Below are 15,016 nucleotides of genomic sequence, written 5' to 3'. Positions count from 1 at the left end.
ACAAACAATGGTTTTAAAGTAAAAAAAGAGCAAAAGCGAAATTTAAAATAAGTATACAATTTTTCCTATTGATGTTTTAGAGTTATCTGAATTAAAAAAATAAATAAAGGTTAATAAGTTACCTTTTTACACTAAACCTGATTAAACCAAATCATTCCTCTTTTTGATAGTCAATAATCGCAAAGATTCTTTTGATGCTTGAAAATGCAGTTTCAATGGAAGCCATAGATGTACTTAATTTTTTAATAGGTTTGGTCAATAACTGTCCATACATGATAACCACCAATAGGGTTCCCAGCTGTATTTCACCAACTGATAAAAAGTAAATGCCTGCCATATAAACAGTTATATTACTTACATTTGTCAAAAGGGTTGTAACAGGCCCCATAATATTAGTAACATTTCTGGATTTGGCATAATAGTCAATTACTGTTTGGTTTAGTTTTTTAAACCCTTTTTCATGGAATGCATCACGATTTGAGAGGCCTCTTTCAAAATAGCTCATCAATCGGCCCAAATGCTTTTGATGACCATCATAATAGTCTTTAGATTTATAATCGCATAAAGAAAAGGAAATGATATAAACCGGCAATATCGCCAGATAAATTAAGCCCAATCTAAAGTCTGTCATCATCATCAGCACTATTACAAGGACTATCGATAGGATTTGCGCATAAATTTCAGAAAATCTGGAAGAGACGAACTCCCTGATGTTCATCACATCATTGTTTAATCTGGACATGATGAGACCCTTTGAATTTTCCTTAATGAAAGTGGGTCCGACAGCATCAATCCCGTCAAATAATCCCATTCTTAAGTTATAGGCCACCTTTTCACCGAGAATCCCCATGATTCTTTTTGGAGTTAATTTTAAGAGATAGCCTGCAGAATATAATGCCAAAAGCAAGGCAAGGTTAAAGTAGACGCCAGCATCGTTGAATGAATTCATATTGGAACTCAATAAATTAACCGTCTTTCCTGCAACTTTAGGAGCATAAACCATGCACAATGTGGATATCGTAAGCAGAATCATTGATAGTGTTACTTTAATCCTGTCATCCTTTAAAATTAGAGTGAATTTTTGAGAGATTTCCTTTCTTTCAGCCCATATGCCCTTATCCGGCCAGGATACATCTTCCTCTACAATCTCTATTGCTTTTGGATTATCAGCGCTTTTGGATTTTATAGTTTTATCTTCCAGATTCAGGACTTCCTCCAAACGCACGGAAGTTGCATATGCACGTGGCCACCTGTCAATTAATGCCGGAAGGAAAGTTAATGTGCTGACGAAGTAGGCAACATATATAAGAATAACGAATGAATCAACTACACTGTCGGTTTCAAAACCAATGGTGTATCCGGAATTAACCATTGCAAATGTAATCAGAACAATAGCATATAAACCCCATAACAATACCGGCCCGAGATAATATTGGCTTAAAATATAGGTGACGTTCTTGTCATAGGAATTCTCGCATGCCTCTTCAAATTCGGCTTCATATTCCTGTTTATTGAATGGAATCCTTCCTGCAATATCACTGATTTTGGATAAAAACATCAGGTTCAGTTTTCCGTATGTCTTTTTGGCTCTGAAAAATATTTTCACAATTTGTTTCATTCTCCAAATCAGAATCAGGCTAAGAACTCCAACAAATGCCAAGAAGAATATAGCATAAGTCGTATCAATCAGTGCTATTTCATAAATAATTGCTACGAGTGTAACTGGAACGAGCATTAATTGTGTGAGTATTATCACTATAAAACCCTGTTCTGAGGACATCCCCCTGGTTGACCGTGTAACCAGCCCTGAAATTTTAAATTGCTTGAGTTCCTCACCAGGCAAGTTCATCAGTATATGAAATATTTTCTCACGGACAGTATATGCAGCATTTGAAGCCACTCTTGTTGAGAGATAGGAAATGACATAAATGGCAATCACTGAAATGACCGTATACATCAGCATGTATGATCCTGATTTGACAAGCAAATCGATATTCTGTTCTTTAACTCCAGTCAAAGCAGCGCTGAACAAATCAATTATCTCCATTTGAAAGAATGTCTGAATGACTATCAAAGCGAAAATAACCAATATTGTCTTCCATTGGAATTTCAATGAAACCTTCAAAAACTTTCTCATGAATTTAATTTTAGTTTTTAAAATAATATATATTATTCCCTAAATCATGAAATGAAATGTAGTTACTATTTTCAAAATATAATCGAACATTTGTTCTTCATATTGATTTTCACAAACAGAACATTCGTTCTCTACATCATTTAATAACCATTAAATTTAAATTTAATAATCAATAAGGAGGGAATCAAATGAATAAAAAAATCGTGTTTGCATTAATTGTAGTGGGTCTGCTTGCTGTTTCAGCAGTCAGCGCTCAGAATTCATTGCTTCTAAACAATAATGATGATGATTCCATGTATCAGGTCTCTTTAATGCAGGCTTTCATGCATGGAGAATATAATGGAGTAATCACAGTAGGGGATTTTAAATCACATGGTGACATCGGTCTTGGAACATTTGAAGGAGTAAACGGTGAGATGATAGTTTTGGACGGTGTAGTCTATCAGGCAGCCGCTGACGGAAGCATTAATGTCATGCCGGATAATGAAACCATACCATTCGCCACAATCACCAAATTTGATGAAGATGGAAAAATAACCAATATAACTGCCAAGAATTTCGATGACTTAACATGTCAATTGGACAAGGAAATTGAAAAATATGGCGTAAACAACATGTATGTAATCAAAATCAAAGGTGATTTTTCAAACATTACCGTTAGAAGCGTTGAAAAACAGGAAAAACCATATAAGGAATTCACTGAAGTTGCAAAAGTAGACCAAAAGGTATTCAACCATACTGACCAGACCGGAACACTTGTTGCAGTATATTTCCCAGAGTACATGAATGAGTTGAACATGCACGGATGGCATCTTCATTTCCTGTCTGATGATAAGGCAACAGGAGGCCACGTCCTGGGATTCAATAATTTCAGCGGATCAGGCCAGATTGATGAAATCCACGAATTCAACATGATACTTCCAACAGATGACACATTTGTAAAAATGAATTTCACCGAAGACATGACAAATAAAATCAGCAGTGTAGAATAACTCTTTTGAGTTATTCCCTTTTTTTATTTATTAAAAATAACTTGAACTAAACTATCCATATCCTTTTTTTGAATCATGCAGTAATCCAAAGTTATTTTCAATAAGAATATGCTAATATTTGTGTTTTTTTATCAATTTAATTATTTAATTGTATTTTTCAAAAACAATGCCTGTTCCAACATATATTATTGTCTAAATCATGAAATTTAAAAAATATAGTCAGGATTGATATTTCCTGAATGCATAGGCAAGAATTGAGCCTGCAAAATTCTGCCAGACAGAATAAATCGCTCCGGGAACTGTTGCCTGGGACAAGTTTGGAAAATGGGTTTTTGCAAGGCTGGTTGACAAACCCGAATTTTGAAATGCAATTTCAATGGCTACTGTAATTATCTGTTTTTTATTCATTCCTGCAAGGCGTCCTATTCCAAATCCAATTAACATTGAAAGGAAATACTGCAGGACAATGACAATGAGTATTACAGTAGATGAAGTTAAAATAGCCTGTTTGTTGGCGCCGATTACTCCTGCAACGATTAAACAAATCACAATGGAGGATACAGTAGGCAGGTAATCTTTTAATTTTTCACAAAAATTAGGGAATTTGTAATTCAGAATCAACCCCAACATGATTGGAACAATGACTATCTGAACAATTGAAATGAACATGTCAATCGGATTGAAATGAATCTGATTGCCTATTAGCAATAATGTGATTATTGGAGTCAATAGGGGCGAAATCACAGTGGAAACTGCAGTTAAAGAAACCGACAGTGCCACATCTCCCTTTGCAATGAAAGTAATGACGTCAGATGCCGTTCCTCCAGGCACGGTTCCAACAAGAATGAGTCCGGCGGTCAAAGCAGTATCGAGGCAAAACGCTCTTGCAAGAGCAAATGCCATAATGGGCATTATGATGTATTGTGCCGAAATTCCAACTCCAATTGCCTTAGGATTTCTGATTACATTAATGAAGTCATCCGCTTTCAGTGTGGTTCCCATTGTAAAAAGAACTATGCTTAAAAGTAGATTGATAATGTTGATGCCGTTATATTCGCTTAAGACCCATTTAAATGAATTTGGATAGACTAGAGAAATAGCTACCCCCAACAATATCACTATGAAAAAATATTTTTCGATGAATTCAAAAATCCCTTTCATATTCTAATTTTTTGATTTTGGACCTTAAAAACATGTTGAAAAAATCAAAGGAGAAAATTATTGAATTGACTTCTTTGACTTTTTAAGAAATATTATTGAAACAATAACTGTTGCAATAACCGAAATCGCATTGGCCGTCATTGAAGGCAGTCCCAAACATTCCGGAGCCTGCAAGATATATCCGAATGTGATTAATGTGCACAGGATTGCCGGAATCAATGCGACAATATACGGTTTGTCATTATTGATAAGATAAGCGCTTGCAGCATATAATACAACTGTGGCCACTATTAATTGGGACACAGCAAAGTATCTCCAAATCAGACTGAAATCAACAAAAGTCAATCCGAATGCAACTAAAAACAATGGCACGGCAATTTTAAGTCTTGAAATCAGTTTTTCATGGTTTAGATGAAGTTCATCGGCAATTGTTATTCTTGAGCTTCTAAGTGCAGTGTCACCGGATGTAATCGGACAGATTACAACTCCAATAATGGTTAAAACCAAACCGACAGGTCCCACTAATGTTTTTGCCATTTCATAGACTCCTACTGATGGTGTTGCACCATAGATTGCTGCAAGTTGAGGCTGTCCGTGGAAAAATGCCATTGCAACTGCAGCCCAGACAAGAGCAACCAAACCCTCCAAAACCATTGCGCCATAAAATACTGGCCTTGAATCATTCTCATTTTCAATGCATCTTGCTACAATCGGGGATTGAGATGCGTGGAAACCTGAAACGGCACCGCAGGCAATTGTAATAAAGAGATATGGGAAAATGTTTTTGTCAGTCAAATACAGGCCTTGTGTTGTGAATTCCGGAATGGAGTATGACGGATTTAAGATCAACGCTCCAATCATAAGCACAGCCATGATTAGCAATAATGCTCCGAAAACAGGGTATATTCTTCCGATGATTTTATCAACCGGAAATACTGTTGCAATCAAGAAGTAAATGAATATTAGTGTTGTCCAGATAAGTATGTCAATATTGGTTAGGTTCGTGAGCAAACCTGCAGCCCCTTTTGCAAAGGTGGCTGAAACAAAAATGCCTGTAATGATAATAAGAACTGCCATGAACTTTTGGACTTTACCTCCCAAATATTTTGAAATAATGCTGGGCATAGTAAATCCGTCATTTCGCACGGACATGAATCCTGAGAAGAAGTCATGAACACCGCCAATGAAAATTGTGCCCAATACTATCCATACGAATGCTGCCGGACCGAATAATGCTCCTTGTATTGCTCCAAAAATAGGTCCCAAACCCGCAATATTTAAAAAGTGAACTAAAAAATTCTTTATTCTAGACATTGGCATATAATCAACGCCATCCTGCAGTCTGAATGCAGGAGTTTGTTGAGTTTCATCAATACCTGAAATTCTTTCAATGAAATTTCCATAAACAAAGTACGAGCCAATCAATGCCAAAACACAAATAATAAAGCTATACATAATAATACCTCTGATTTAAGGTTTAGATATGTCAAATTTGTGGAAATGTTCAGTTAATAACTATTTTTTCTCATTAGGAAATGAAAGCATTGCCAAAGCATTCAATTTTGTTGGCGCCTCATTTATCCAGATACTATTGATATTCTCATCATATCCCTATTTTTTGCCTCTTAGGAATTAGAATCCTAATAATCCCAATATTATAGAAATGACAAATATGATTATTCCAATTTTTAATAATGTTTTCAATCCTTTAAACACAGCATATATTATTAGAATCACTATTAGTACCCTAACAACATTCATTATCATCAAATCCATCATGTTTTATACCTCCGTAATATTATTTTCATTTCCTTTTCGGAAATCTCCTATTTTTTAAAATTCGACCTTCTAGTTTGCTTTTACTTAATCTTTTCAAAAACAATCAATTCCATACATAATGTTGATTGCAGATGTCAAATATTTTTCTCATTAATATTTATTTTTTTATTGATTTATAAAACTATTGTTGCTTAATTAACAAAAACTGTGAAATGAGTTACTGTTTTCCAATATACAGAACATTCGTTCGTTATATGAATTTTCCAACATTACCGAACGTTCGTTCTCTACATCATTTAATAACAATAAAATATAAAAATATTGGATGTATGAATACAAGACAGTTAATTTTAGAAACAACTTTAAAATTAATGATTGAAAAGCAAAACTCCATCCTTTCAATTAGAGAAATCAGTGAAGCTTCAGGAATTGCTATCGGTGGTATATATCACCATTTTTCTAATAAAGAAGAGATATTTAATGAGGTTACTGAAAGATACTATCTAAACTTTTACAAATTCAATATAGATGAACTCAGGCAGATAAAGGGAAATGCAAAAGAGAAAATCCACGATGCCATGGCCGAAATTTTTAAGGAACAACAAACCGGAATCGAGATTGAATCGATTGATGATGAAATAGACTACAGATTCATATTGGCGATTTTGACTGCAAAAGGATTTGTTCATGAAGATTTCCAGGAGTTATGCCAAAGCCTCCTAAACGAATTGAAGGAATTTTTCACAGAAATTGTTGAGGAAGGTCAAAAAAACAGGCAAATCCGACAGGACTACTCAACCGAAGACATTGCAGATTCATTAATTAACATGTTCATGGGAATTGCATATAAATGGGAGGCATATATAATCGAGGATATGGTTTCTGTCTTTGAAGATAATTTTGATTTGCAATGGGAAAAGATAAGATTCAGGGAATAATTAATTAACTAAACATTGTGTGGTTAGATGAACACTAAGGACTTGATTGTTGAAAAAACGCTGAAATTAATATTGGAGAAAGGAACAATCGATATTTCAATTAGGGATATTCAAGATTGCACCGGGCTGACAACAGGCGGCATATATTATCACTTTTCAGATAAAAACGAAATATTTGAAGCAATTATGCAAAAGTATATAATTGATTATATGAAAATCGATTTTGATAAAATCCCTCTTGAAGGTTCCACAAAGGAGAGAATCCATGACGGATTGCTTTATATTTTGCATCACTTCACAGACGGTGTGGAAATTGAAAGCATCAATGAAAACATCAATTATGGGACTGTATTAATTCTTTTAACCGCAACAGGATATTCCAATTATGAGGTCAACAGGACAGTTTCACAAATAGGAAAGGATATTGGAATATTTTTAAACGACCTTGTCGAAGACGGCAAAATGAAAAATGAAATCAGACAAGACTTCACAACTGAAAACATTGCCGAAACATTGTACATCATGTATATGGGAGTTCAATGCTTTTGGTTAGATTTCCCAAATGAGGATATTGACCTTCTTTTCGAGAAAAACTTTGAGATGACCTGGCAAGCCATCGAATGCCAGTGAAAACTAATTTTTTTAATCTTTGAAGATGCAGCGCAAAATTTTTAAATGAATTTCCAATATCTGACAACCATCATTCCTCTAAAAAAAATAATTGACGGCAATTATCTTTTAAAAATTTCAAATCCTGCTCTTAAAAGCACCAACACTGGATATATTTCCAATCTTCCTGTCCACATATCCAGCATACTGACTATTTTCAGGACAGGATTTAATGTGTGGTTTATTATTCCCAATTCCAGACCGTTGTTTCCCTGAAGGGACATGGCTGCAAATAGGCTTTTGAATGGGTCATATCCAAACATGCAGAACAATGCCCATGTAACGAATATGAAAATCAGATATAATGTAATGAAGGTTCCTGCCTGTGCAATTTCAGCGTCAGGTATTTTACTGCCTTTTAGCTTTACCGGAACTATCCTGTTCATCGGAGACATTATTTCCCTGACATTTCGATACGCTCCTTTGAAAAATATTATTGTACGTAGAAGTTTTATGGCACCTACTGTAGAACCGTTTGAACCTCCAACCAACATTAAGCCCATCAAGCATATTATTACAAATGACGGCCATCCTGCCATTGCATCTACTGAAGCCACATTGGCACCTGTTGTCGTTATAACAGAGGTTACAGTGAATACTAACTCCATCGGAATAATGTCTGATAAATAATAAAGCATCAAACTAACAACCGCTATAACCGATATGATTATTTGGAATTGCAAATCCTCTATCAGTACTCTTCCTGTCGTTTTTATTATTTTATAATGCACCAAAAAGCTTGTAGCGCCAAGAATCATTATGATTATTGAAATCAGATAGATCAAATCACTTTGGTAATATCCGATATTTGCATTTTTAACCGCCATACCCCCAGTTGAAATAATGCAGAACGTATTGCAGATTGCATCAAAAAGAGGCATTCCTGCCAATACATACAAAATTATCCCGAAAACTGTGTAAATTAGATAAATTTCCAATGTTAATTTAATAGTGTTCTTAATACTTGGCTTTAATCTTTCATCACGAGCTTCTGATTGATACAACCTTGAGGACAGTGACCCCGGACGGGATATAAACCTCAACACTATGACAATTACACCCAATCCTCCAATCCACTGCTCCAGAGCTCTGAAAAACAGTATGCCATGAGGCAACAACTCGACATTATCGAATATTGTTATTCCTGTTCCGGTCAATGCTGAAACACTTTCAAAAATACCGTCAATAAGAGGAATGTTTGTCGCAAGGGTAAAAACAATTCCCCCGATGATTCCCGCCCAAAACCATGCAAATGATGAAATCATCATCCCGTGTTTTAGCCTTATCTGTTGAGTTGCCCCATCAAAATAACTCATGAAAACATAACCTAAACCAATGGAAATCAATGCCGGAAGAATATAACTGACAAAATCAAATTCAAAATATATCGTATCCATGATTAGCGGAACCAAACACATTATTCCAATCCCAATCATGATAATGCCTGAGTTTCTTGCAACAATTTTCAAATCTGATTTGGTTACGTATCTCATCATTAAATAATTGGAATTGAAAACTATATAAAAATTTATATTCAATGTATAAAATAAATTACAATTCCTAAAGTTTAATCAATGAAACTAAAAAAAATAATTAATATTCATGGCCTGTCAAGAGTAACCCACCTTCTGTTTTTAACAGCATTCATCTTAGCGTGCTACCTTGCCTCATACAGGTTGTCATCGGCACCTTTGCTCTTGCATCCTACGGAATGGCCGTTTCACCGCTTCTTTTAATGTCCTCAATTAAATATCATCGTCTACCATTAAAAGCCGTGTCGTTTCTGCTCCAGAGTCATACCTCTCAGTATACGTTTTTCAACGCCATAGTCTGTATTGATGGGCGGAGTTTCCTTAGTTTATAAAAACCAGCAGCTGTCTTTAACTTGCCAAAAATATTAATTAAAAGTAGCAGGGCCTAGATTTGAACTAGGGATCTCGGGGTTATGAGCCCCGCGGGATCACCAGACTACCCCACCCTGCTATACAAACAAAAAATAGTATAAAACTATATTATAATTATTGTTTAGATAATATATAAACCTTTGCATAAAATGAAAAAAATCAAAGAAAATAAATTATTTATTTTCTAATGATTCGATTCTTTTATCCAAATCGTCGAGCCTGTCTTCAGTGACTTTCTGGAACTCTTCAGAGGATTTTTTAAATTCCTTGAAACTTTTATCCAAATCGTCAACATTGGCAGTGGTCTCGGAGAATTTAGATTCAAGCTCTTCCAAATCGTTTGTTGTAGCCAAGGACCAATTCTTAATCAGTTCATCGCTTTTTTCATCAAGGAATGCATCGATTTTATTGGAAAAGGCATCAGTGCTGATTGCAGAATCAAGATCGCTTAATTTGATTTTAATCTTTTTGCCCATTGATTCGGACTCTTCCTTCTCGCCGTCCGCTTCCTCTTTGGACAGGTCATATCCTGAATTGTCACTGCTTCTGCCTAAAATCTCATTCATGTGTGCATCGGCACTTGTCGGCACATAACCACGCAACCTATCCATGGTTGAAGGACTATTAAGCAAATAGTAATAAACAAGTATTATGATTGCAAGTATTAAGATTATGACTGCAACTACTTCCATAGCATCCATTCTACCACCTATTTATTCATCTTTTTGAGTTTGGCTTCTTTAGCCTCGATTTCCTTAAGCATTTTTTCCAGTTTTCTTTGTTCAGTCTCAGCTTCGAGTCTGGCTAATCTTTCATTGATTTCTGAATGCAAGTAACCGACGTTGCTTCTCACTTCAGTTGTGGATTGCCTGATAGCTGAAAGACTGTCCTGTTGCTCTTGTGGTAATGGAATTGGATTGTCCATTAATCTTTTAGATTCAATGTCTTTTTCCACCATGGACATTTTCTTAAGTTCAATTTCCTTTTCAAGCATCAAAATTGAGTTTTTTGATTGTGCGACTTTTCTCCATTGGAAAACAATAATAATCAATACAATAGCAACAATGACCAGAATAATCAAATAGAACATTTGGTCAGGTATTGTAGGAACATCCATTTGATAACCTCCAATTTTATATAAACTAGTTTAACAATATATTATTATATAAATTTTATCAATTATAAAATTAATTATTTACACAGAAGGTAATATCATATGATGGAATCCTATATAGAGGCTGGAAAACTTACTTCAAAGATTCGTGATGAAGCTTCAAAAATGATTAAAGATGGAGCTTTGGTTTTAGACTTAGTAAATTATGTGGAAAGCGAAATTTTAAAAAACGGTGCTGAAATTGCATTTCCATGCAACGTGTCAATCAACGAAATAGCGGCCCACTACACTTCACCTGCAGGTGACAAAACCACATTCAAGGCCGGAGACATGGTCAAACTGGATTTAGGCGCAATGGTTGATGGACATATCGCAGATACTGCAATCACAGTTATTGCTGATGGAAACATTGATGAAAACTACACTCAAGATGAGATCAATTTGCATGAAGAGATTGTTGAAGCATCAGCAGCAGGTCTTGAAGCGGCAATCGCCACCGCAAGGGCAGGAGTTGAAATATCAAAAATCGGCGCTGCAGTTCATGAGGCGATTTCAGAGTACAATTTAAATCCGATATTCAATTTATGCGGACACAGCCTTGAGCAATACAATTTGCATGCAGGCATCTCAATACCTAATTACGACAATAACGACAACTACATTCTAGAGGAAGGCCAGGCCGTTGCAATAGAACCTTTTGCAACCAACGGCGAGGGAATCGTAAATGACGCTCCGGGCCATTACATTTTCTCATACATGGCAAACAGGCCGTTTCGAATGAAAAGCACCACAAGAGTGTTAAAATACATCCAGCACAACCACAAATATGTTCCGTTTTCAGGAAGATGGATTACAGATGAGTTCGGTGAGAGAAAAGGCGCTATCGCACTGAAACAGTTGTCAGATGCAATGGCAATCTATCCTTATGCTCCGCTTCGTGAAAAAAAGGACTGCTTTGTAAGTCAAAAGGAACATACAATCATTGTTGAAAAAGAAGGTTGCATAGTTACAACAATTTAGAAGAGATTATTCTCTTCAATTTCTATTTTTATACTAATTTTTAAAAAAAAAGAAAAAAAGAAAGAAGATTAGTATATTGCAGGGATTTTAACTCCCATTTTAGCTCTTCTTTCACGTTCTGCAGTGTTTTTGTCTTTCTTACCTTTAGCTAATTTTTCAAGTAAAGGAAGACCAGGTTTTACTTCGTCCATTGGTTTGGTTTCAATTAAACCAGCAGATACAGCAGCTTTGAATATGCTGTCACCGTCATCGGTTCTGGTTAAAACAGTGGACCATCCGTCAGGAGATCCTACAGAACCGGTTGATACGTCAGCCCATTCGCAGACGTAGTCTTGACAGATGTTACAACCTGCTTGTTCGTATCCGTGGGTTTCTTTAATAGCTAAACCAGAGTCTTCACCGTCTTTGGTTAACCAGAATTTACCTTTACCAATGTCCATTTTGGTTGCATCTTGTAAGCTGTCAAATCCTAATTTTGCGGTAGCAAAGGTGTCAAGAGAAGCCATAGGGAAGTTTTCCATACAGTAGATACCGATGATTAATTTGATTTTTTCAGCGACGAATCTAGTGAATGGGTAAGCTTGTGCTTTTCTTAAACCTTGGGTTTGACATGGAGTTGCTACTACACCAACTTTTTCTAATCCGTATTGACGTGTTGCTTCTTTTAATGCGGATAAAGTTGGGGACATGGAGTATTTGGTTCCTGCAGCTGCAATAACTTCATCAGCGGAGGTTACTACAGTAGGAATTGGTCTCCAGTCTTCATCAGGAGTTCCAGCTACAACTGCACCTTCAATGATTCCTTCATCGAGTGCATAACAGAGCAATGCTGAAACAATTCCTCCGTCCTGTGATACATCTAGAATTTTTTTGTCTGTAGCTCTTGCAGATAATGCTTCTTTGTAAGTACCTAATGGCATGTCCATTCCTCCTATAATCCTGTTTCCTTTTTAATTCTGCCTTCAGGCAACCAAGATCTTGGACACATCATGTAACAGGAGCCACATTTAATACATCTGTCTCTGTCACAGCTAGGTCTACCTTCAGCAAAGCCCATTGCCCTTGTAGGACAAGCGAGAGCGCAAGTTCCACAACCGGTACATAATCCTTGGCGGATTACGTTGGTTAATACGTCACAGCCACATCCTTTGTCACATGCAGCCCAATCCATTGCTGGTTTCAAGTAATCTAAGTCGCCTTCGCATAATGCAACGACAGCTTTAGCAATCATTTCAGGTGCTACAGGACATCCAGGAAGTGCTAAATCTACTTTAACTAATGAACTGATTGGCAAGAATGATTCGTGTTTAGGTTGTGCTTGTTGACCTCCACGTGCGAAGGTTGTGAAACAACCGGTTACTGCACATGAACCGAATGCACAAATCAAGCCGGATTTTTTCCTTGCTTCTAAAAGTTCGTGGACACTGTGTTCATCTTGCAGACATACAGATCCTTCAATTAAACATAAGTCCATTTCTGGCATTTCTTCAGCGTAAGTACCGTGAATCCATTTGTCAACTAAAGTTTGTCCGTATACAATGTCAATCATGTCAGTTAAAACAGTGGATAATATGTCATAGTTTTCGGTTAAAGACATTGCATCCCCAGTACAACCACTTAAGTGTATGTATCCAATACGTGGTTTTGATGAAGCAGCTTTAGGTTCTTCTGCAGGTGCAGCTTCAACTTTTTCTTCTACAGGAGCAGCTTCAACTTTTTCCTCTACTTTTGGTGCAGCTTCTTCAGCTGATCCACCGAAAGCTTTTTTCAATTTATCAAACATTATTTTACCCCAATTTCTTTTAAAATAATATCTATAGCTTCAGGAATTGCCTTTGCAACAGGTTCTGTTAAACCTAAATCTACATCCGGAGTTGGAATCTCTGCCGGTTTACATCCAACAATAACCACTTCACATTTTTCGGAGATTTCTTGAAGAGGATTTTCTACAGTCATTCCATGAGGATTGTCATATTTTCCCTTTTGCATAACATTTGGATCAAATACATCTACGGTTCCAGGCTCAGCATTAAATTCCACCACATCCAAAACGATGAGTTTTTTCCAGTCATACTCTTCGTATAATGGGAAGAAATTTGTTGGAGCCGCAGTTCCACCATCGATGAACTGAACACTATCAGGTAACTCAATACCCTCAAATTTGCATTTAATTTGTTCTAAAATCTCTTTATCAAATTCATCCTCTACATATGAAGTAACAGCAGGATCATAATAATCATTAGTATCACCGAGATATTTCTGTAGAATATTTATGAGAACCGGACCGAATCCGTCATCTTTAAATAAGATATTTCCACAGCCAATGACAATTATCTCCGAATCATAAGGCATTAAATTCCTCCAAATTGCTTAGATTCTCACCATTTCATTTTTAAGAATGGATTTGTCTTCATCGTCAACTACCATTACGTGAGTAGCACAGGATAAACATGGGTCGTATGCCCTGATTACGTGAGGACCGAATTCGTGAGAGAATCCTTCGGTTGCAGGACCCATTGTTGGAATGTTCCATGTTGTTGGTACAATTGCAGAGTAGAATTTGGTTTTTCCTTCCACAACTTGTGCCATGTGCACGTCAGTTCCTCTAGGACCTTCGATAACACCGAAACCAAGTTCTCCAGTTCCTCTTTTATCGTAACTTACATTTGCAGGAGCGGATGTGTCGATTGCATCTAATGCTTCCATACATGCGTCGTAGTTTTTCAACATTTCGTCAGCACGTGCAACGTGTTGTGCGATTACACCTTTGTCTTTGAATCCTTGGAATTTTTCCATTCTTGCTCTAGGACCGGTTTCAACATTTTCGCCATTGATTAATGGGATAACAGAACATCCTCTTTTACCTATTTCAGGGTCATCATACCATGCTTCAGGTAAAACTTCAGAGAATACGTCCATATCGAATTCGTTGGTACCGTAAGTAGCATCAGTAGCTAATAAAGGTTGGTTAACTACACCTAAATCTTTTGGTAAACCAGCTTCAAGAACGAGATTTTTAATCAATTCAACGTGTGCTTCAAGTTTTGGTCTGAGTGCTGTCATTCTTTCGATTAATCTTTCTTTGGTGAATGGAGTAATGTTTTTAGCCATACCACCTACTCTGATATCAGCAGGGTGGATTCCTTCACCAGCACACATGTCCACAACGTATTGAACAGTTTTTCTGATTTCACTTACACTGTCGACTGCAGTTACGAAATTACTGTCATCAGTAATATCTGGAGCGACTAAGAAGTGGTGAATTGCTGCACTGTTAATACCGTGTGCTGCTGCGACAGCTT

Annotated in this window: 15 protein-coding genes, 1 tRNA gene and 1 other RNA gene; 4 read left to right on the top strand and 13 right to left on the bottom strand. The window is 36.4% G+C overall.

Annotated elements, in window-relative coordinates; translation table 11 throughout:
* Window positions 1–151: 151 nt before the first annotated feature.
* The gene (locus Q0W26_RS05775; protein ID WP_298523333.1) at window positions 152–2,137 is read right to left on the bottom strand and encodes an ABC transporter transmembrane domain-containing protein; all 1,986 of its coding nucleotides are present in this window, start codon (window positions 2,135–2,137) and stop codon (window positions 152–154) included.
* Between the two features lie 188 nt (window positions 2,138–2,325).
* Here Q0W26_RS05775 and budA point away from each other — a divergent pair, with 188 nt between their 5' ends.
* The gene (gene budA, locus Q0W26_RS05770; protein ID WP_298523332.1) at window positions 2,326–3,129 is read left to right on the top strand and encodes an acetolactate decarboxylase; all 804 of its coding nucleotides are present in this window, start codon (window positions 2,326–2,328) and stop codon (window positions 3,127–3,129) included.
* 219 nt (window positions 3,130–3,348) lie between these two features.
* On the opposite strand, the gene Q0W26_RS05765 is transcribed toward budA, so the two are convergent.
* From Q0W26_RS05765 to Q0W26_RS05755, 3 genes are all read right to left on the bottom strand, one after another.
* Window positions 3,349–4,290 carry a bile acid:sodium symporter family protein gene (locus Q0W26_RS05765; protein ID WP_298523331.1) on the bottom strand — a complete coding sequence of 314 codons (942 nt, stop codon included), beginning with the start codon at window positions 4,288–4,290 and terminating at the stop codon, window positions 3,349–3,351.
* Window positions 4,291–4,347: 57 nt separating this feature from the next.
* On the bottom strand, window positions 4,348–5,745 hold the full coding sequence (locus Q0W26_RS05760; protein ID WP_298523330.1) for a carbon starvation protein A: 1,398 nt from the start codon (window positions 5,743–5,745) through the stop codon (window positions 4,348–4,350).
* 177 nt (window positions 5,746–5,922) lie between these two features.
* On the bottom strand, window positions 5,923–6,069 hold the full coding sequence (locus Q0W26_RS05755; RefSeq protein WP_298523329.1) for a hypothetical protein: 147 nt from the start codon (window positions 6,067–6,069) through the stop codon (window positions 5,923–5,925).
* A gap of 329 nt (window positions 6,070–6,398) precedes the next feature.
* Between Q0W26_RS05755 and Q0W26_RS05750 the strand changes: the two genes are divergently transcribed.
* Complete coding sequence (locus tag Q0W26_RS05750) at window positions 6,399–7,007, top strand: TetR/AcrR family transcriptional regulator (RefSeq protein ID WP_298523328.1); 609 nt, start codon at window positions 6,399–6,401, stop codon at window positions 7,005–7,007.
* 27 nt (window positions 7,008–7,034) lie between these two features.
* Window positions 7,035–7,637 (top strand): TetR/AcrR family transcriptional regulator, encoded by a 603-nt coding sequence (locus tag Q0W26_RS05745; RefSeq protein ID WP_298523327.1) that lies wholly within the window; start codon window positions 7,035–7,037, stop codon window positions 7,635–7,637.
* A 101-nt stretch (window positions 7,638–7,738) separates the two neighbouring features.
* On the opposite strand, the gene Q0W26_RS05740 is transcribed toward Q0W26_RS05745, so the two are convergent.
* The 5 genes from Q0W26_RS05740 to Q0W26_RS05720 all read right to left on the bottom strand — a co-directional run bounded on the left by Q0W26_RS05740 (window position 7,739) and on the right by Q0W26_RS05720 (window position 10,697).
* The gene (locus Q0W26_RS05740; RefSeq protein ID WP_298523325.1) at window positions 7,739–9,172 is read right to left on the bottom strand and encodes a TrkH family potassium uptake protein; all 1,434 of its coding nucleotides are present in this window, start codon (window positions 9,170–9,172) and stop codon (window positions 7,739–7,741) included.
* A 109-nt stretch (window positions 9,173–9,281) separates the two neighbouring features.
* Window positions 9,282–9,565, bottom strand: an RNA gene (gene rnpB, locus Q0W26_RS05735) — RNase P RNA component.
* Between the two features lie 19 nt (window positions 9,566–9,584).
* Window positions 9,585–9,659: transfer RNA gene (locus Q0W26_RS05730), tRNA-Met, on the bottom strand.
* A gap of 94 nt (window positions 9,660–9,753) precedes the next feature.
* Complete coding sequence (locus tag Q0W26_RS05725; protein ID WP_298523324.1) at window positions 9,754–10,281, bottom strand: hypothetical protein; 528 nt, start codon at window positions 10,279–10,281, stop codon at window positions 9,754–9,756.
* An 8-nt stretch (window positions 10,282–10,289) separates the two neighbouring features.
* A complete protein-coding gene (locus Q0W26_RS05720; RefSeq protein ID WP_298523323.1) occupies window positions 10,290–10,697 on the bottom strand; it encodes a hypothetical protein in 408 nt (135 codons plus the stop codon).
* Window positions 10,698–10,796: 99 nt separating this feature from the next.
* Between Q0W26_RS05720 and map the strand changes: the two genes are divergently transcribed.
* Entirely contained in the window at window positions 10,797–11,714 is a 918-nt protein-coding gene (gene map, locus Q0W26_RS05715; protein ID WP_298523321.1) for a type II methionyl aminopeptidase, read from the top strand.
* Between the two features lie 68 nt (window positions 11,715–11,782).
* On the opposite strand, the gene frhB is transcribed toward map, so the two are convergent.
* From frhB to Q0W26_RS05695, 4 genes are all read right to left on the bottom strand, one after another.
* Complete coding sequence (frhB, locus tag Q0W26_RS05710; RefSeq protein WP_298523335.1) at window positions 11,783–12,634, bottom strand: coenzyme F420 hydrogenase subunit beta; 852 nt, start codon at window positions 12,632–12,634, stop codon at window positions 11,783–11,785.
* 11 nt (window positions 12,635–12,645) lie between these two features.
* Complete coding sequence (gene frhG, locus Q0W26_RS05705; protein ID WP_298523320.1) at window positions 12,646–13,497, bottom strand: coenzyme F420 hydrogenase subunit gamma; 852 nt, start codon at window positions 13,495–13,497, stop codon at window positions 12,646–12,648.
* Window positions 13,497–14,066: a coenzyme F420-reducing hydrogenase, FrhD protein gene (frhD, locus tag Q0W26_RS05700; protein WP_298523319.1), complete on the bottom strand. Its 570-nt coding sequence runs from the start codon at window positions 14,064–14,066 to the stop codon at window positions 13,497–13,499. Before frhD ends, frhG begins: the two co-directional genes overlap by 1 nt.
* Before the next feature lie 18 nt (window positions 14,067–14,084).
* Window positions 14,085–15,016, bottom strand: a 932-nt coding sequence (locus Q0W26_RS05695; protein WP_298523318.1) for a nickel-dependent hydrogenase large subunit, incomplete at its 5' end; no start/stop codon positions are given.

Source organism: uncultured Methanobrevibacter sp. (genome assembly GCF_947169325.1).
Lineage (GTDB): Archaea > Methanobacteriota > Methanobacteria > Methanobacteriales > Methanobacteriaceae > Methanocatella.
Note: the sequence above shows the minus strand (reverse complement) of the source record. Positions and strands in the feature narration are given on the sequence as shown.